Raw genomic sequence first — 17,792 nt, 5'->3', positions numbered from 1 at the left:
AAAGGAGAATGCATTATGATTGGAATTATAGGAGCAATGCAGGAAGAGGTATCTCTTTTGCAGGAGGAAATGAATGTAGAGGCAACTGTGGAAAAAGCAGGTATGGTATTTTATAAGGGAGAATTATGTGGACAGAAAGTCGTTATCGTAAAAAGCGGAATTGGGAAAGTGAATGCCGCTCTGTGTACACAGATTTTGGTGGATGTATTTCAGGTGAATACATTAATTAATACCGGAATAGCAGGTTCTTTAGATGCAGGAATTGATATTGGGGATATGGTGATTTCGACTGATGCGGTACAGCATGATATGGATGCGAGTATTTTTGGAGATCCTGTCGGTCAGATACCGAGAATGGATACATTTTCATTTCCTGCCGATGAAAATTTGGTGAAACTGGCAAAAGAAGTCAATGAGGAAGAAAATCCGGATATTCACACATTTACGGGAAGAATTGTAAGTGGAGATCAATTTGTATCTTCAGCAGAAGTAAAAGAAAGACTTGTTTCGAACTTCAATGCAATGTGTACGGAGATGGAAGGCGCTGCAATTGCTCATGCGGCATACTTAAATAAAGTTTCGTGCGTCATTATTCGAGCAATTTCGGACAAAGCCGACAATAGTGCGGTTATGGATTATCCGGAGTTTGAAAGACAGGCAATCGTACATTCTGTAAGGCTTGTGCGTGGTTTGATGAAAAAATTAGGCTAAAAAAATCTTGAAAATAAATATCAGAAATGACGTTTTATGTAGAAAACTGTAGAACGAATCTTCGCCCAAATTCTTTTGTTTACGCTATAATATCGCTAGATAAAAGAAGGAGGGCTTTTTATATGTTAGAAAAAATAATGGAAGCAAATGTAATACTTTGGATGATGGGCGGGATTATCGCAATTGGGATACTTGGAAAGATAATAACAGTAGTGACGTTGGGAAAACTTGTAAAAGCGTCAGGTGAAATGGGGAAAAGTACGCATAAGTTAATGAAACTCGTAAAAGCAAAATTTGAACATACAATTATGGTCAGTGAGAAAGTGGAAAATATCCATGCGTTTGTGGAAAAATATATTTTTGAATATCGTGTGTGGGGATTGCATTTACATACTTGGAGATATTTGGAGAAACAGTCTATGTGGTTTTGTGGCGTAGCGGGATGTATAGGTGCTTTTTTAAGTTACAGGATTGGTGGCGTGCAGGAAGAAATGTTTAAATATACGGCGTTGGCAGGTGTTGGAATGGTAGCGTTATTCCTTGTATATATTTCTACTGACGAAAGTTATCAAATGGATACAATTCAGGTTTATATGGTAGATTATTTGCAAAATATATGTGCCCCACGTTATCAGAAACAACAGGCTTTGCAGATGCAGAGAATGGAAGAAATGATGAGAGAGCCTGAGGAAATAAAAGAAAATGAAGGAGAACAGATAGAAGAAATAAAAGAAACAATTGAAGAGGAAGTAAAGGCAGCAGAAACGGAACAAATTTCAAAGGAAGAACCGGAAATCCGACAGGAAGAAATCAGACAGGAAAAGGAAGAGAAGAAAGTGCCTCAGGAAGTGATTCTTCGCGAAATTTTAGAAGAGTTTTTGGCTTGATAAACAAGAGTCAATTTGATAAAATACAAGTATATAGTATTTTTCAGAGAGAGGATTGAGAATCATGAATAATAAAGTGACATTCGATTATTCAAAAGCAAATGCTTTTATTAAAGAACATGAAGTAGATTACATGGGAAAATTAGTTTCGGACGCAAAGGAACTTCTTGTAAGCAGACAGGGTGCGGGAAATGATTTTTTAGGCTGGATCGATTTACCTGTAAATTATGACAAAGAGGAGTTTACACGTATTCAGAAAGCGGCAGAGAAAATTCAGAATGATTCGGAAGTACTTCTTGTAATCGGTATCGGCGGATCATATTTAGGTGCGAGAGCGGCTATCGAATTTTTAAGACATAGTTTTTATAACATGGTTTCTAAAGAAGTGAGAAAAACACCGGAGATTTACTATGTGGGAAATAATATCAGCAGCACATATATCAGACATTTAATTGATGTAATTGGTGACCGTGACTTTTCTATTAACATGATTTCTAAATCGGGAACAACTACAGAACCTGCTATTGCATTCCGTGTGTTCAAAGAATTATTGGAGAATAAATACGGAAAAGAAGAAGCAGGAAAGAGAATCTATGCGACAACAGATAAGGCGAGAGGAGCACTTAAAAATCTTGCAACAGAAGAAGGATATGAAAGTTTTGTTGTACCGGATGATGTAGGAGGACGTTTCTCAGTTCTTACGGCAGTAGGTTTACTTCCAATCGCAGTGAGCGGCGCAGATATTACAAAATTAATGGAGGGCGCTCAGGAAGGAAGAAGACTTGCGCTTGAAAGTGATTTTGCGGAAAATGACGCCCTTAAATATGCGGCAATTCGTAACATTTTACATCGTAAAGGAAAATTAGTTGAAGTTTTGGCAAATTATGAGCCAAGCCTTCACTATGTATCTGAATGGTGGAAACAGTTATACGGAGAAAGTGAAGGAAAAGACCAGAAAGGTATTTTCCCTGCATCTGTAGATTTGACAACAGATTTACATTCTATGGGACAGTTTATTCAGGATGGAAGCCGTATTATGTTTGAAACTGTATTAAATGTAGAGAAATCTACAGAAGAGATTGTGCTGAAAGAAGAACCTGTTGATTTAGACGGATTGAACTATCTTGCAGGAAAGACCGTAGACTTTATCAATAAGAGTGCAATGAACGGAACAATTTTGGCACATACAGACGGTAATGTACCAAACCTTATGGTAAATATTCCGGAACAAAATGAATATTACTTAGGTCAGTTGTTCTACTTCTTTGAATTTGCTTGTGGTGTTAGTGGTTACATTTCAGGGGTGAATCCATTTGATCAGCCGGGAGTAGAAAGTTATAAGAGAAATATGTTTGCCTTACTTGGAAAACCGGGATTTGAAAACGAGAGAGAAGAATTATTAAAAAGATTGTAAAATATATTTCTCCAACAAGGATAAAAAGACGGAGTTTTAATGACTCCGTCTTTTTCATAACGGAAGAAAGGGTGTGGCAGAGTGTTACCGGTACAGATATTGAAAAAAACGGTTTGCGATATGCGGGACATTACGGGGACGGAGTGCTCCATATGGAATGTAGATGGAACCTGTCTTGCCTATTCGGGTGAGGAAGAGAAAGAATTGTCTGTTTTCATAAAAGAAATGCCGGAAGAGGAAGAGTGGGAAGAGAATAACGAAAGTTTTTTCAGCGTATCTTCGGAGGAAGGGCTGATGTATGTTCTTGTTTTGCATTCGGATTTGCCGGAGATGAAGATGGTGGGACGTCTGGGCGCAAAACAATTGGAAGGGTATCTTCAGTTATATCAGGAGAAGATGAACCGCAACCATTTTATACAAAATCTTTTGTTGGACAATCTTCTGCTTGTGGATGTTTATAACCGTGCGAAAAAAATGCACATACCTATAGAAGCACGGCGTGCGGTTATTATGATAGAGCCGAAAAATCCAAATGATAATCTGATTTTGGAAGTGCTGAAGGGACTTTATGAAACAAGTACAAAAGATTTTGCGACTGCGGTTGATGAAAGCCATATTATTTTAGTGAAAATGCTGGAAGAACGGGAAGGCTATAAAGAACTTAATAAGATTGCTAAATATATAGTAGATATTTTAAATACAGAGGCGATGGTAAATGTCCGTGTTGCCTATGGGACTATTGTAGATGAGATAAAAGATGTGTCCAAATCCTATAAAGAAGCCGGAATGGCGTTGGATGTGGGAAGAATTTTTTATGAAGAAAAAAACGTACTTGCATATAATCAGTTAGGAATAGGACGCCTCATTCATCAACTTCCGGTTTCTCTTTGCGATATGTTTCTTACGGAAATTTTTGAAGGAAAAGAAATAGAGTTTGATGAGGAAACGCTGACAACCGTTCATAAATTTTTTGAAAATAACTTAAATATATCTGAAACAGCAAGACAATTATTTTTACATAGAAATACTCTTGTCTACCGTTTGGAAAAAATACAGAAAAAAACGGGCTTGGATGTAAGAGTTTTTGATGATGCATTAACATTTAAAATTGCACTTATGGTTTCAAATCATTTAAAATCATTGCAGAAATCAGTGCTAAGTAACACAAAGGAGGAAACAAAATGGTAAAATTATATCCACATGGTATGTATCTGTTAAACGGGAAAGAAGTTTCCCAAGAGGCGCAGGTAAGTAAAGAAGAAGCACGCAAAAATACGATTGCATACGGTATTTTGAAAGAGCATAATACTTCTTCGGATATGGAGCGGTTACAGATTAAATTTGACAAATTGACTTCCCACGATATTACATTTGTAGGAATTATTCAGACAGCACGAGCGTCAGGACTTGAGAAGTTTCCGGTACCGTATGTGCTGACGAACTGCCACAACAGTCTTTGTGCGGTAGGAGGGACAATCAATGAAGATGACCATATGTTTGGGCTGACTTGTGCGAAAAAATATGGTGGAGTATATGTGCCTCCTCATCAGGCAGTTATTCATCAGTTTGCAAGAGAAATGCTTGCCGGAGGCGGAAAAATGATTCTCGGTTCCGACAGCCACACTCGTTATGGTGCATTAGGCACAATGGCTATGGGTGAAGGAGGTCCTGAACTTGTTAAACAGTTGTTGAACAAAACTTATGACATTAAAATGCCGGAGGTTATCGCAATCTACTTAGATGGGGAAGTGCAGGCGGGGGTAGGACCTCAGGACGTTGCATTAGCCATTATCGGAGCGACATTTGGAAATGGCTATGTAAATAATAAAGTTATGGAATTTGTTGGACCGGGAGTAGATAAACTGAGTGCAGATTTCCGAATCGGTATTGATGTTATGACAACGGAAACAACCTGTCTGTCTTCTATCTGGAAAACAGATGATACAATTAAAGAATTTTATGAAACACATAAACGTGTAGAAGAATTTAAGGAATTAAATCCGGGCGATGTTGCCTACTATGACGGTATGGTTTATGTAGATTTAAGTAAAATCAAACCAATGATTGCTATGCCTTTCCATCCAAGCAATGTGTATACGATTGATGAAGTAAATGCAAACTTAAAAGATATTTTACATGATGTGGAGCAGAAAGCGCTTATAAGTTTGGATGGCGCTGTGGAATATTCTTTGCAGGATAAAATCCGAAACGGAAAATTATATGTAGAACAGGGAATTATCGCAGGCTGTGCGGGCGGTGGTTTTGAAAATATTTGTGAGGCGGCTCATATTATGAAGGGGCATAATATCGGTGCGGATGAATTTACCTTTAGTGTATATCCGGCAAGTACACCGATTTATATGGAATTAGTGAAAAACGGGGCAGCAGCTGATCTGTTGGCAGCAGGCGCGATTGTCAAAACGGCATTTTGTGGTCCATGCTTTGGGGCAGGGGACACTCCGGCAAACAATGCGTTTAGCATAAGACATTCAACAAGAAATTTCCCTAACCGTGAAGGTTCAAAATTACAGAGTGGACAGATTTCATCAGTTGCACTTATGGATGCACGTTCAATTGCGGCAACAGCCCTGAATAAAGGATATTTAACTCCGGCAACGGAAGTGGTTGACAGAGAATATCAGACTCCGAAATATCATTTTGACTCTTCTATTTATGCGAATCGTGTGTTCGACAGTAAAGGAGTGGCAGATCCGTCAGTAGAAATTAAATTTGGACCGAATATTAAAGATTGGCCTGAAATGTCTGCATTGCCTGAGAATTTAATTGTAAAAGTAGTATCAGAAATCCATGACCCTGTAACGACAACAGACGAGTTGATTCCATCAGGGGAAACATCATCTTATCGCTCAAATCCGTTAGGACTTGCGGAATTTGCACTTTCAAGAAAAGACCCTGCTTATGTGGGACGTGCAAAAGAAGTACAGAAAGCACAGAAAGCCATTGAGGAAGGCAGATGTCCTCTTGAAGAATTGGAAGAATTAAAACCGGTTATGGATAAGATTTTTGAGAAAAATCCGCAGTTAGATAAAAATACACTTGGTATTGGAAGTACAATTTTTGCAGTAAAGCCGGGTGATGGTTCTGCCCGTGAACAAGCGGCCTCCTGCCAGAAGGTTTTGGGCGGCTGGGCAAATATTGCAAATGAGTATGCTACAAAGAGATACCGTTCTAATCTTATCAACTGGGGTATGCTTCCACTTTTGACGGAAGAAAAAGATACAGAATTAAGTTTTAAAAATGGTGATTACATTTTCTTCCCGCAAATTCGCAAAGCCATTGAAGAAAAGCAAAGTGTTATCAAGGCTTATGTTGTAGGAAATGAATGGAAGGAACTTAATTTGACATTAGGGGAACTTACGGATAATGAGAGAGAAATTATTTTAAAAGGTTGTCTGATTAACTATTATAGAGGATAATAAGAAAAATCGGTAAATGCAGGTGGAAAAAATGTGTTTACCGATTTTTGATTCTTAATATTAATATTTCTAGACTAAAAATAAACAAAAATATTAAAAACAGAAAATATAAAAATTTTTAAAAATAATATTGACAAAAACAAAAAAATAGTGACAGTATACAATTAACAAAAGAAAAGAGAACAAACTGAAAAGGAAATAGAAAATTTGTAAAGAAAGCAGAGATATAATTTCTGACGAGAAAGGAAATTAGATAGTAGCCGGAAGACAAAGCAGTACATTTTCAAGTAGGAAGAGTAAAATTTTCTTTTTTTATTCATAAAATCATTCCTTTATTGTAATTCAACAGTTTGTTAATTAAAGTGAAAGGAGAACAAACCATTGGACACAACAGAAAGATAAACAGGCGCTATAATTAGAAGATAATTATAACGCCTGTTTATCGTTTGAAGAATAAAAATTTTTTATCTGATATATCGAAGTCTTTTCTTTAAAATCGGTCCTATAATCAGAGTGGCAATAATTTTTACAGTATCTCCTAAAAGATAAGGTAAAACTCCAATTGCCAATCCTTGTGAAAAAGAAAGTGACATTTGCTGTGACAACCAGATTGTTCCAAAAGCATATGTAAGTGCAGTTCCAAGAATTAATCCGAAAGCGGACGGAAGTATACGTCCTTCATAATTTTCAACAAACCATCCCCCGATAAATGCAAGTAGAAGATAACCAATCAAATATCCACCTGTTGCTCCGGCGAGTTTTCCGATTCCTCCTGAAAAGTTGGAAAAAACAGGAAGTCCTACACTTCCTAATAATAGGTAAATCAGGCAACTGATTGTTCCGTATTTTTTCCCTAATGTGTAAGTCCCAAGATAAATAATGAAAGTCGCAAAAGAAATTGGGACTGGACTAAAAGGAAGCGGGAATGCAAAAGGGGCAATGATACATAAAAGTGCTGTCATTAATCCGATGCGTACAAGATTTTTGGTTGTAAGTGTGTGTTCAATTTGTCTGCTCATAACATACCTCATAATTTTCTTGAATTACTCTGATAAAGTATCACGTTTATTATAAGTAAGAGGTAACAATCTGTCAAATAATAGAAAGAATAAATATTCAGAATATTTTTAAAATAAAATAATGTAATAAAAAAACAAATAGAAATAAATAAAAAAGTGTTGACAAAAAAGAAGCCAAGTGCTATTATAAAGTCAACAAATAACAAAAGAGTTTTTTCAAACGAAAGGAAGGAGGCTTACTCCAGTGGACACGATAGAAAATTTAATTCAATATATCAGTGGTATGGCAAATCAAAGTTCCTATGTTGAAAGCCTTAACCATAGATAAACCGGTAAAGAAAGATAAGATGAAATCGTTCGGAGAAGTAAAAGAAACCGGAATAATTATAGAAGATTCAGTATTTGCAGATATATTGAGAAGATACCACAGTAATTCAATGTTTTAGATGATGTGTAAAGAAACATCGGATAAATGTCAGATTTATAATTTATAAATAACAGATATTGAAAATAATATTCAACTTTGGATTATATAAAAATAAGGGCGATTAGGAACAAGAATCAAAAAATCCCTCCGATATATATAAAATAAAATTAAATATGAAGATAGCCATTATAATCTCATACATTATAGTGGCTATTTTTTTGACATTGACAATCCCTTGTGATAAACTATAACAGTAAAAGTTTAACTATAGAAAATAAGGTTAAAAATAATTAATAGAGGTGAAAAAACGTTGGATAAGCATGAATATCGTGTAAAGACAGAGCAGATGCTCGAATACATGGAAAAGAAACAGTATAAAAAAGCAATGGAAATTGCGGATACAATCGACTGGCACAGAGTAAAAAGTTTGTCCATGCTCAGTAGCGTAAGCGAAATATATGAGTGTAATGGGGAGAACCAAAAGAGCAGGGATATTTTATTTATTGCTTATGACCGTTCTCCAGGCAGCAGAAAGATAGTATACCGCTTGGGAACATTGGCGATTAAAATTGATGATTTACAGGAAGCAATGGATTGTTATGAAGAATTTCTTTCTATTGCACCAAAAGACCCGAATCAATATATTTTAAAATATAAGATTTTGAAAGCGGAAAATGCACCGTTTGAAGAACAGATAGAGGCTCTTGTTGATTTTAAGAAAATGGAATATGTGGAAAAATGGGCATATGAACTTGCTAAGTTATATGAGGCAGCAGGAATGATACCGGAATGTCTTGGAGAGTGTGATGACCTAATTTTATGGTTCAGTGAAGGCAAATATGTGTTGAAGGCAATGGAACTAAAGATGAAGCATAAGCCACTTACTCCGCTTCAGCAAGAAAAATATGACCGTTTTGTAGAGAAGAAGGAAGAGGTAAAGAAAGAGAAAGAAAATTTAGAAACAACGCGAAAAATTGAACTTCCAAAAGAAACGGTTGAAGCGTCAGAAGTTCAAGAAGAAACTACAGAAGAGTCGGTAGAAGAAGTAGTCGAGGAAGTAGCAGAAGAGCCGGTAGAAGAAGTAGTCGAGGAAGTAGCAGAAGAGCCGGTGGAAGAAGCAATAGAGGAAGTAACAGAAGAGCCGGTGGAAGAAGTAATAGAGGAAGTAGCAGAAGAGCCGGTGGAAGAAGTAATAGAGGAAGTTGTAGAAGAGCCGGCTGAAGAAGTGATAGAGGAAGCTGTAGAAGAAATAGTACAAGAAACTGAGCCGGAAAGTATTATTAAAGAAACAGTAGTAGGCTCTACTTTGGAAGAGGCAGTTGCAAAAGGAGTAGCAGCAGCGGTGAACGTAACTGCAAGAGAGATGGAAGATGAACCGGTGTCTGCGCAGGAGAAACTTGAAGGGATTCTTCAGAACTGGGAAGAAACACAACGTGCAGTAGAACAGGAAATTGAAAGAAAGAAACAACAGGCAGAGGCTGAGCGAGAAGAAAAGAGAAGAGAGCGTGCGGCACAGAGTATGTTTAATACAACTCCGATTATTCCGGATGATATTCAGCAGTTGTTGGATGATTTGGAAAATGAAATGAAAGAATCAGAAGAAGCGGAAGAAGATGTAGAACTGGAAGAAATTGCAGAAGAGCCGACAATAGAAGACACGGAAACAACGGAGCCGGCAGAGAAAGTACAGGAAGAAATTGTTGAGGAAGTGACTGAAATGGAAACTGTAGAAACAGAAGAACCGATTGTGGAAGAAGAAATGACAGAAGCGATAACAGAATCTCAGGAAGAACCAGTCAGAGAACCTGTTGAAGATTTTGCAGATGATGATGATATTATCGAAAAACAATTCGATATTTCTTTTCAGGAAGAAACAGAAGAAACAGCAGGGAAAGACGAGGAACTCGAACAGTTACAAAGTGAAATGACGACAGAATCAAAGGATACGGAAGGAGTATCCTTTGACACAGGATTTATCGTACAGGGAAAATATGATTTGGAAGCACAAAGTGAGATTGGCTTAAAAGCAGGGCTTACAGAGGAACAGAAGAAATTATTCTCATATTTTGTTCCGGTAAGGGGAATGAGCGAACAGATTGTAGAAGTACTTGAAAATGATAAAAATTGCAATACAAGATATGGAACGTCACGCACGGGGAATATTCTTGTTGTAGGACGTCAGGGAACAGGAAAAACTGTTTTGGCAGTCAATGTAGTAAAAGCAATCCAGAAAGCGAGAAGGCTAAAACAGGGAAAAGTTGCTATTGTAACAGGAGAGGCATTGAATAGAAAAGACTTGTCAACAGTTCTCGGCAAATTAAAAGGCGGAGCGTTAATCGTTGAAAAAGCTGGAAAAATGAATCAGGCAACGATTGAAGAGTTGAATGAGAGAATGGAAGAACAGACAGGAGAACTTCTTGTTGTATTGGAAGAACAAAGAAAACCTTTGGAAAAACTTCTTTCAGAAAATCCGGGATTTAGAAGAAAATTTACTTCTAAATTAGAACTTCCTATTTTCATCAATGATGAACTTGTTACATTTGGACAGACTTATGCAAAAGAAAATGGTTATAAGATTGACGAAATGGGTATCTTAGCACTCTATAGCAGAATTGATATTTTACAGAAAGAAGATCATGCGGTGACAGTTACGGAAGTAAAAGAAATTATTGACCATGCAATTGAAAAAGCACAGCGCGTGAATGTAAAACATTTCTTTAAACGTCTGTTTGGTAAACATACGGATAATGCTGACAGAGTGATTTTGACAGAACAGGATTTTAAATAATGGTTTTATGAAGAAAGGGTGTAAAAACCCTTTCTTTTTAATTGGGACTAAAGTATAATGAAGAGAAGGAAAATATGCGGGAAGGTGAATATATGACAAACAAAAAAATGAAATATTCATACGAAATCGGTGAGTTGGACCATTATTTATTTGGACAGGGAACTCATTACGAAATTTATAAAAAAATGGGAGCACATAAAGTGAAACGAGGAAAGAAAGAGGGAATATATTTTTCCGTCTGGGCGCCTCATGCAAAATCAGTTTCGGTTGTTGGGGAATTTAATGACTGGGCCAAAGAGAAAAACCCAATGGAAAGGGGAGAACCATTAGGGATTTATACTTGTTTTATTCCTGAAGCAAAAGAAGGAATGCTTTATAAGTTTTGTATTGAAACATATAAAGGGGAATTTCTTTATAAGGCAGACCCCTTTGCCAACTATGCAGAAGTACGTCCGGGAACAGCGTCCCGCATTACAGATATTACGAATTTAAAATGGACGGATAAGGACTGGCTTGAAAAGAGAAAAACATGGAATCATAACGAAAATCCGATATCCATTTATGAAGTACATATGGGTTCATGGAAAAGACATGAGGGATATGAAAAGGATAATGGATTTTTGACTTATCGCGAGTTTGCCAGAGAGGCGGTTGCGTATATGAAGGAAATGGGATATACCCATATCGAATTAATGGGAATTGCGGAATATCCTTTTGATGCTTCGTGGGGGTATCAGGTAACGGGATATTATGCACCAACATCCAGATATGGAACGCCGGAAGACTTTGCGTATATGATAAATTATTTCCATAAGAATAAAATTGGTGTTATTTTGGATTGGGTACCTGCACATTTCCCAAGAGATGCTCATGGATTGGCAGATTTTGATGGAACACCTACTTTTGAATATGCAGATTCTAGAAAAGGAGAACATCCTGATTGGGGCACAAAGATTTTTGATTATGGCAAATCAGAGGTACAGAACTTTTTAATTGCGAATGCATTGTTCTGGATAGAACATTTTCATGTGGACGGTCTTCGAGTGGATGCGGTTGCATCTATGCTGTATTTGGATTATGGTAAGGAAGATGGACAGTGGGTTGCCAATAAATATGGCGGTAATGAGAATTTAGAAGCGATTGAATTTTTCAAACACTTAAATTCAGTTGTTCTTGGAAGAAATCCGGGAACACTTATGATTGCAGAAGAATCGACAGCATGGCCGAAGGTAACAGGCGATCCGGAAGAAGACGGTTTGGGATTTAGTCTGAAATGGAATATGGGGTGGATGCATGATTTTACAGAATATATGAAATTAGATCCATATTTTAGACGTCCGAATCATCATTTGATGACATTTGCAATGACATATGCGTACAGTGAAAATTATATTTTAGTATTATCGCATGATGAGGTTGTACATTTGAAATGTTCAATGCTAAATAAAATGCCGGGATTAGGATTTGATAAATTTGCCAATTTGAAAGTAGGATATGCTTTCATGATGGGACATCCGGGCAAGAAACTTTTGTTTATGGGACAGGACTTTGCACAACTTCGAGAGTGGAGTGAAGAGAGAGAGTTAGACTGGTATCTGCTTCGTGAGGATAATCATCAGGCGATTCAGAATTTCACTCGTGATTTATTACAGTTATACCGTAAAAATAAGGCGATGTATGAATGTGATAATAATCCGGAAGGATTTGAATGGGTAAATGCAAATGACGGAAACAGAAGTATTTACAGTTTCATAAGACATTCTAAAAACGGAAAGAAAAATTTACTGTTTGTATGTAACTTTACGCCTATGGAATGGGCAGATTACCGTGTAGGAGTAACGCGTAGAAAACAATATAAACTCGTTATTGACAGTGATGAGAAACAGTATGGCGGATCGGGCAAAAAGCGTCCGACAGTATATAAGGCAACAAAAGGTGAGTGCGACGGCAAGCCATATTCTTTTGCATATCCGCTTTCACCGTATGGTGTTGCTGTATTTGAATTTTAATAGAAGGCAAGAGGAAAGACAATGAGATTAAGAAACATTCCGGGAGCAAGAGAAACGATAGACGCTAATCCCGTGGCAATTAAAAACGAGAGAGAATATAAAGGAAAATGGCGTGAATTATTTGGCAACGATAATCCACTGCATATCGAAATCGGTATGGGGAAAGGACAGTTTCTTTTGACACTGGCAAAACAAAATCCTGATATTAATTATATAGGAGTGGAGAGATACTCCAGTGTTCTTTTGAGGGCGTTGGAAAAGTATGAAACAGAAGAGTTTGCCGGGTTGAAAAATATTCGTTTTATCTGTATGGATGCAAATGATATTGCGGAAGTGTTTGCTCCTGCGGAAGTGGATAAGATCTATCTTAACTTTTCAGACCCATGGCCGAAAGCAAGACATGCCAGAAGACGTCTTACATCAAAAGAATTTTTAAGCAGATACGAGAAGGTATTGTGTGAAGTCGGAACGTTGGAGTTTAAGACAGACAACCATCCGTTGTTTGAGTTTTCACTGGAACAGGCAGAAGAAGCGGAAGGCTGGGCAGTGCAAGAATATACTTTTGACCTTCATCATGATGAAAAGATGAATGAGGGAAACGTGATGACGGAGTATGAGCAGAAGTTTTCGTCACAGGGAAATCCTATTCATAAACTGGTTGCGGTAAGGCAATAGAACAAGTTAAATTACATATCCTAATATAAAAGGGGGATATGTGATGGGCAGCAGGACAAAAAATAAAGTAAAATGCATATTATACGACAGACCGAAATTAAATAGGAAATTAGCCTGTATAAAACGCTCATTTGATGAAGTGGTGTATATACTCAATCCCCGCTGTAAATGTTAAATGGAGGTGGGAGCATGAAACCGGAACTGGTTGTGATTTTTGGTAACTGGTGCGCAAAATGTAATATGATGATGCCGATTGTGGAAGAAATCGCACTGGAATACAGAGATGTGCTGCAAGTGACAAAGGTTGAAGTGAAAGATGAGAACGAGGATTTACAGGAAAATTATGGAATAGACATCGTTCCCACATTTCTGATATGTAAGAATGGAGAAGAATTGGGAAGGATGAGCGGTCTGATTGATAAAAAACTGATGGTAAAGAGAATTTTTTCGGTTTTGTAAATACTTGAATATCCGATAGGAAAATGTTATAGTATTTGTTGGAAATATGGGAAAAACAGGTTATATAACCTGTTTTTCTTGCGTTTGGGATGAATTTAATTTGATAAAGTGATAAAAAGGAGAACTGTATGAGAGAGGAAACAAAAAAAGAACTTAAAGATATTTTTGATTTAAAAAGACTTTTTTTCGTTATTTTAGGAAATACTATTTATGCGGCGGGGATTGCGGCTTTTGTTCTTCCGACAGGACTTATTACCGGTGGAACGACAGGCTTGGGATTAATTGCAAATCATTATTTTCAAATCCCGATTGAATTATTTGCCGCAGTATTTAATATTACAATGTTTATTTTGGCGATTGTAGTTTTAGGAAAATCATTTGCTCTTACTTCACTTATCAGTACATTTTATTTTCCGGTAATTTTAGGTGTTTTTCAGAAGGTGGAAGTTTTACGGCATTTAACGGATGATTTAATGTTATGCACGATTTTTTCCGGACTGTGTATTGGAATCGGAATCGGAATGGTCATTAAAGTGGGGGCTTCTACGGGGGGAATGGATATTCCGCCATTGATTTTCAATAAGAAAGTGGGACTTCCGGTGTCTGTAGGTTTATATGTGTTTGACTTTTCTATTTTGATTGGACAGATGTTTTTCAGAGATACGGAGAAGAGTCTATATGGTATTCTTCTTGTTATTATTTATACGGTTCTTGTGGATAAAGTGCTTTTGATGGGAAAAAATCAGATGCAGGTTAAGATTATCAGTGATGAATATAAGAAAATTAATACAATGATTCATCAGAAATTAGACAGGGGAACAACTCTTTACAAGACGGAAACAGGATATTTACATAAAGATGGATTTGCTATTTTTACAGTTGTGTCAAATCGTGAACTGCCGAAATTGAATGAAATGGTGTTGGAAATAGATAACAAAGCATTTATGGTAATCAATCAGGTAAATGAGGTAAAAGGAAGAGGATTTACACTCGGAAAGATTAAGATGTAAAAAAGTTTAAAAATCTCTTGAAAAAAGTGTAAACTTGTTATATAATATTCCTTGCGTTAAAGAAGAAATAACTTAATAATGCGGGAGGCGCGATTAGCTCAGTTGGTAGAGCACCTGACTCTTAATCAGGGTGTCCAGGGTTCGAACCCCTGATCGCGCACTTAGGAAGCACTGTTTTTGCAATCTTTGAATTGTGGGGGCGGTGCTTCTTTTTGATACATATGTATATGAATAGGAAATATTTTGTAAAAACTGTTCACAGATTTTTTAGAATTTCTCTCTCCCTCATCAGAAAGGGATATGCTATAATGACACTTAGTGCAGACTATTTTAGCGGAAAGGGGAAAAAGAAATGTTCGGATATGTGACAGTCTGTAAACCGGAATTGAAAATGAAAGATTATTATACATACAGGGCATACTATTGCGGACTATGTAAAGTTCTGAAAGAGAAATACGGTTTTTTAGGACAGATGACATTGACATATGATATGACATTTCTTGTACTTCTGCTGACTTCTCTTTATGAGGAAAAGTCTACACATGAACAGAACCGTTGCGTTGTACATCCGGTGAAGAAACACGATATGTTATTTAATGAAATTACGGAATATGCAGCGGATATGAATATTGTTTTGACATATTTTCATTTTGCGGATGACTGGAATGATGAGAAAAGCAAAATCGGACTTGTTGGGATTAGGGCACTTCGGAAGACTTATTTGAAAATAAGAGAAAAGTACCCGAAGAAATGTGAGAAAATCCGCAGATGTCTTGTGCGTTTGCAGAGGGCAGAAAAGAGAAAAGAAGAAAATATTGATGTTGTTTCCGGATATTTTGGGGAATTGATGGGAGAACTTCTTTTGTATAGAGAAGATGTGTGGAAACATACATTGAAGAGGCTGGGGTTTTATCTCGGCAAATATATTTACATTTTAGATGCTTATGATGATTTGGAGAAGGACAGAGAGTGTGGAAGTTACAATCCGCTTCTGCCTTTGTATCGTGATGAAAAATATGAGGAAAAGTGCGGTCAGATGCTGACGCTTGTTCTTGCGGAATGCAGCAGTGCATTTGAAAAATTACCGTGCATTGAATATGCAGATATTTTGAGAAATATTCTTTATGTAGGCGTCTGGAATAAATATGATGAGAAGCAAAAGCAAAATACAGAAAATGAGGAAGGAATAGAAAAATGATAGCAAATCCATATGAGGTGCTGGGAGTTTCTCCAAGCGCTACTGATGATGAAGTGAAGAAAGCATACAGAGAAATGAGCCGAAAGTACCATCCGGATTCATATGCAAATAATCCGCTGTCTGATTTGGCGGAAGAAAAATTTAAAGAAGTACAGGAAGCCTATGACCAAATTATGAAACAAAGGGAAAATGGCGGTTATCAGGGCGGATTTTCAGGAAATCAGTCGGGATATTCGTATTCGTCAAACGGCGGGGATGCGACTGTACAGATGCAGGCTGCGGCAAATTATATTAATGCAAGACATTATAGAGAAGCATTGAATGTGCTAAATGGTATCAGTAATCGAAATGCACAGTGGTATTATTACAGTGCGGCTGCAAACTATGGAATGGGTAATAACATTGTGGCAATGCAACACGCTCAGCAGGCTGCGGCAATGGAGCCAAATAATCCGGAGTATGCCAATATGGTAAATCAAATGCAGTGGCGTGGACAGAGATACCAGAATACAGGCTATGGTTATGGACGCCCATCTTTTGGTACGGGAAATTTATGCTGTGATTTATGGTGTGCAGATACGATGTGTGAATGTATGGGGGGAGATCTGTGCTAAGGACAAAGAGATTGGCAACTTTAGGTGTATTGGCGGCCTTTTCTGTATTGCTTATTGTACTTGGTGCGGTAATTGAAACAAGTACATTGTTTTTTTTAAGCGCAGCAAGTTTTTGCGTGGGAATAGCTATTCGGGAATGGGGATTGCGTTATGGAATCTCCTTTCTTGCGGCAACGATACTTGTAGGACTTTTAGTTGCCCCAAATAAAATATATTGTGTAACTTTTGCGGGCATGGGATTATATTTATGTTTCGCAGAAATTTTGTGGAATAAGTTTGGGAATAAAAAGGCATTATTATGGTGTGGGAAATATATTGCTTTTAATGTGATGTATGTTCCGATGATTATTTTCGCGCCTCAAGTATTGATTTCAAAGGAGATTAGTATGCCGTTTCTTTTTGTCATGTGGTTGGCAGGACAGATTGGACTGTTTGTTTATGATAAGGCACACGATTATTTTCAAATTTTTGTATGGAATAAGTTAAGGAAGTATTTGCTGAAATGATAAGAACATGGATGGCAGAGGTAACTCCTCTTTTGGAGAAATCGATTTATCAGAAATGTTATGAGAAAATCCCTGCATTTCGCAGAGAGAAGGCGGATAAAATTATGCCTTTGGAAGATAAAGCGTTAAGTGTAGGGGCATGGTTATTATATGAAAGTGTGAGAGAAAAATGTGGTGCTTCCGCGGAAGCACCATTTAATCTGTCGCATTCAGGAGCAATGGTTCTTTGTTCAATTGAGGACAGAGGAGAAAAAACTGTTAAGGTCGGTTGTGATATTGAAGAAATAAAAAAACTGCATACGAAACTAATTAAACGCTATTTTCTAAAATCCGAGGAAGAGTTTATTTTAAATAAACAGACAGAAGAAGAGAAAATAGTTGCTTTTTATCGTTATTGGGTGTTAAAGGAAAGTTTTATGAAAGCCACAAGGTATGGGATGAAATTGGGATTAGATACCTTTGAAATTCTGTGTGACGATAATGGCGCTAGATTGTTACACCAGCCGAAAGAGATTTGTGAAAAGTTTTATTTTAAAGAGTATGAAATTAATTTGCCGTATAGGGCGGCAGTATGTTCTACAAGTGATATATTTGCAGAGAAAATAGAAAAAATGGATTTAGGTATATACTGGAGATAG

General features: G+C 37.1%; 15 protein-coding genes and 1 tRNA gene. 15 read left to right on the top strand and 1 reads right to left on the bottom strand.

Annotated elements, in window-relative coordinates:
• The first annotated feature begins 15 nt into the window (after window positions 1-15).
• The 5 genes from ACYPXO_RS07360 (at window position 16) to ACYPXO_RS07340 (ending at window position 6,449) form a co-directional block, all read left to right on the top strand.
• Window positions 16-711: a 5'-methylthioadenosine/adenosylhomocysteine nucleosidase gene (locus tag ACYPXO_RS07360; RefSeq protein WP_459639959.1), complete on the top strand. Its 696-nt coding sequence runs from the start codon at window positions 16-18 to the stop codon at window positions 709-711.
• Window positions 712-833: 122 nt separating this feature from the next.
• Window positions 834-1,598 carry a hypothetical protein gene (locus tag ACYPXO_RS07355; protein WP_459639958.1) on the top strand — a complete coding sequence of 255 codons (765 nt, stop codon included), beginning with the start codon at window positions 834-836 and terminating at the stop codon, window positions 1,596-1,598.
• Between the two features lie 64 nt (window positions 1,599-1,662).
• Window positions 1,663-3,012, top strand: a complete 1,350-nt coding sequence (locus tag ACYPXO_RS07350) for a glucose-6-phosphate isomerase (protein WP_459639957.1) — start codon at window positions 1,663-1,665, stop codon at window positions 3,010-3,012.
• 81 nt (window positions 3,013-3,093) lie between these two features.
• Complete coding sequence (locus ACYPXO_RS07345; RefSeq protein ID WP_459639956.1) at window positions 3,094-4,200, top strand: PucR family transcriptional regulator; 1,107 nt, start codon at window positions 3,094-3,096, stop codon at window positions 4,198-4,200.
• Window positions 4,194-6,449 carry a hydratase gene (locus ACYPXO_RS07340; protein WP_459639955.1) on the top strand — a complete coding sequence of 752 codons (2,256 nt, stop codon included), beginning with the start codon at window positions 4,194-4,196 and terminating at the stop codon, window positions 6,447-6,449. The genes ACYPXO_RS07345 and ACYPXO_RS07340 overlap by 7 nt, the downstream gene beginning before the upstream one ends.
• Before the next feature lie 464 nt (window positions 6,450-6,913).
• Here ACYPXO_RS07340 and ACYPXO_RS07335 read toward each other — a convergent pair whose 3' ends face one another.
• Window positions 6,914-7,468 (bottom strand): biotin transporter BioY, encoded by a 555-nt coding sequence (locus tag ACYPXO_RS07335; RefSeq protein ID WP_459639954.1) that lies wholly within the window; start codon window positions 7,466-7,468, stop codon window positions 6,914-6,916.
• A 737-nt stretch (window positions 7,469-8,205) separates the two neighbouring features.
• Here ACYPXO_RS07335 and ACYPXO_RS07330 point away from each other — a divergent pair.
• The 10 genes from ACYPXO_RS07330 (at window position 8,206) to ACYPXO_RS07285 (ending at window position 17,792) form a co-directional block, all read left to right on the top strand.
• Complete coding sequence (locus ACYPXO_RS07330) at window positions 8,206-10,683, top strand: hypothetical protein (protein ID WP_459639953.1); 2,478 nt, start codon at window positions 8,206-8,208, stop codon at window positions 10,681-10,683.
• A gap of 92 nt (window positions 10,684-10,775) precedes the next feature.
• The gene (gene glgB, locus ACYPXO_RS07325) at window positions 10,776-12,692 is read left to right on the top strand and encodes a 1,4-alpha-glucan branching protein GlgB (protein WP_459639952.1); all 1,917 of its coding nucleotides are present in this window, start codon (window positions 10,776-10,778) and stop codon (window positions 12,690-12,692) included.
• A 21-nt stretch (window positions 12,693-12,713) separates the two neighbouring features.
• On the top strand, window positions 12,714-13,367 hold the full coding sequence (gene trmB, locus ACYPXO_RS07320; RefSeq protein ID WP_459639951.1) for a tRNA (guanosine(46)-N7)-methyltransferase TrmB: 654 nt from the start codon (window positions 12,714-12,716) through the stop codon (window positions 13,365-13,367).
• A gap of 189 nt (window positions 13,368-13,556) precedes the next feature.
• Window positions 13,557-13,826 (top strand): thioredoxin family protein, encoded by a 270-nt coding sequence (locus ACYPXO_RS07315; RefSeq protein WP_459639950.1) that lies wholly within the window; start codon window positions 13,557-13,559, stop codon window positions 13,824-13,826.
• Between the two features lie 128 nt (window positions 13,827-13,954).
• Window positions 13,955-14,836: a YitT family protein gene (locus tag ACYPXO_RS07310; RefSeq protein WP_459639949.1), complete on the top strand. Its 882-nt coding sequence runs from the start codon at window positions 13,955-13,957 to the stop codon at window positions 14,834-14,836.
• Between the two features lie 87 nt (window positions 14,837-14,923).
• Window positions 14,924-14,996, top strand: a tRNA-Lys gene (locus tag ACYPXO_RS07305).
• Window positions 14,997-15,188: 192 nt separating this feature from the next.
• Window positions 15,189-16,034, top strand: a complete 846-nt coding sequence (locus ACYPXO_RS07300; protein WP_459639948.1) for a DUF5685 family protein — start codon at window positions 15,189-15,191, stop codon at window positions 16,032-16,034.
• Entirely contained in the window at window positions 16,031-16,648 is a 618-nt protein-coding gene (locus ACYPXO_RS07295; protein WP_459639947.1) for a J domain-containing protein, read from the top strand. The genes ACYPXO_RS07300 and ACYPXO_RS07295 overlap by 4 nt, the downstream gene beginning before the upstream one ends.
• Complete coding sequence (locus ACYPXO_RS07290; RefSeq protein WP_459639946.1) at window positions 16,642-17,154, top strand: hypothetical protein; 513 nt, start codon at window positions 16,642-16,644, stop codon at window positions 17,152-17,154. The genes ACYPXO_RS07295 and ACYPXO_RS07290 overlap by 7 nt, the downstream gene beginning before the upstream one ends.
• Window positions 17,151-17,792, top strand: coding sequence for a 4'-phosphopantetheinyl transferase family protein (locus ACYPXO_RS07285; RefSeq protein ID WP_459639945.1), 642 nt, complete (start codon window positions 17,151-17,153; stop codon window positions 17,790-17,792). Before ACYPXO_RS07290 ends, ACYPXO_RS07285 begins: the two co-directional genes overlap by 4 nt.

It is taken from the genome of Faecalimonas canis, assembly GCF_054601575.1.
Note: the sequence above shows the minus strand (reverse complement) of the source record. Positions and strands in the feature narration are given on the sequence as shown.

What these genes read in the sequence shown, in the direction of transcription:
- ACYPXO_RS07315 (WP_459639950.1), top strand. Translation starts at nt 13,557, where the DNA reads ATGAAACCGGAACTGGTTGTGATTTTTGGTAACTGGTGCGCAAAATGT.
- ACYPXO_RS07310 (WP_459639949.1), top strand. Translation starts at nt 13,955, where the DNA reads ATGAGAGAGGAAACAAAAAAAGAACTTAAAGATATTTTTGATTTAAAA.
- ACYPXO_RS07285 (WP_459639945.1), top strand. Translation starts at nt 17,151, where the DNA reads ATGATAAGAACATGGATGGCAGAGGTAACTCCTCTTTTGGAGAAATCG.
- ACYPXO_RS07355 (WP_459639958.1), top strand. Translation starts at nt 834, where the DNA reads ATGTTAGAAAAAATAATGGAAGCAAATGTAATACTTTGGATGATGGGC.
- ACYPXO_RS07335 (WP_459639954.1), bottom strand. Translation starts at nt 7,468, where the DNA reads ATGAGCAGACAAATTGAACACACACTTACAACCAAAAATCTTGTACGC.
- ACYPXO_RS07350 (WP_459639957.1), top strand. Translation starts at nt 1,663, where the DNA reads ATGAATAATAAAGTGACATTCGATTATTCAAAAGCAAATGCTTTTATT.
- ACYPXO_RS07360 (WP_459639959.1), top strand. Translation starts at nt 16, where the DNA reads ATGATTGGAATTATAGGAGCAATGCAGGAAGAGGTATCTCTTTTGCAG.
- ACYPXO_RS07340 (WP_459639955.1), top strand. Translation starts at nt 4,194, where the DNA reads ATGGTAAAATTATATCCACATGGTATGTATCTGTTAAACGGGAAAGAA.
- trmB (WP_459639951.1), top strand. Translation starts at nt 12,714, where the DNA reads ATGAGATTAAGAAACATTCCGGGAGCAAGAGAAACGATAGACGCTAAT.
- ACYPXO_RS07300 (WP_459639948.1), top strand. Translation starts at nt 15,189, where the DNA reads ATGTTCGGATATGTGACAGTCTGTAAACCGGAATTGAAAATGAAAGAT.
- glgB (WP_459639952.1), top strand. Translation starts at nt 10,776, where the DNA reads ATGACAAACAAAAAAATGAAATATTCATACGAAATCGGTGAGTTGGAC.
- ACYPXO_RS07295 (WP_459639947.1), top strand. Translation starts at nt 16,031, where the DNA reads ATGATAGCAAATCCATATGAGGTGCTGGGAGTTTCTCCAAGCGCTACT.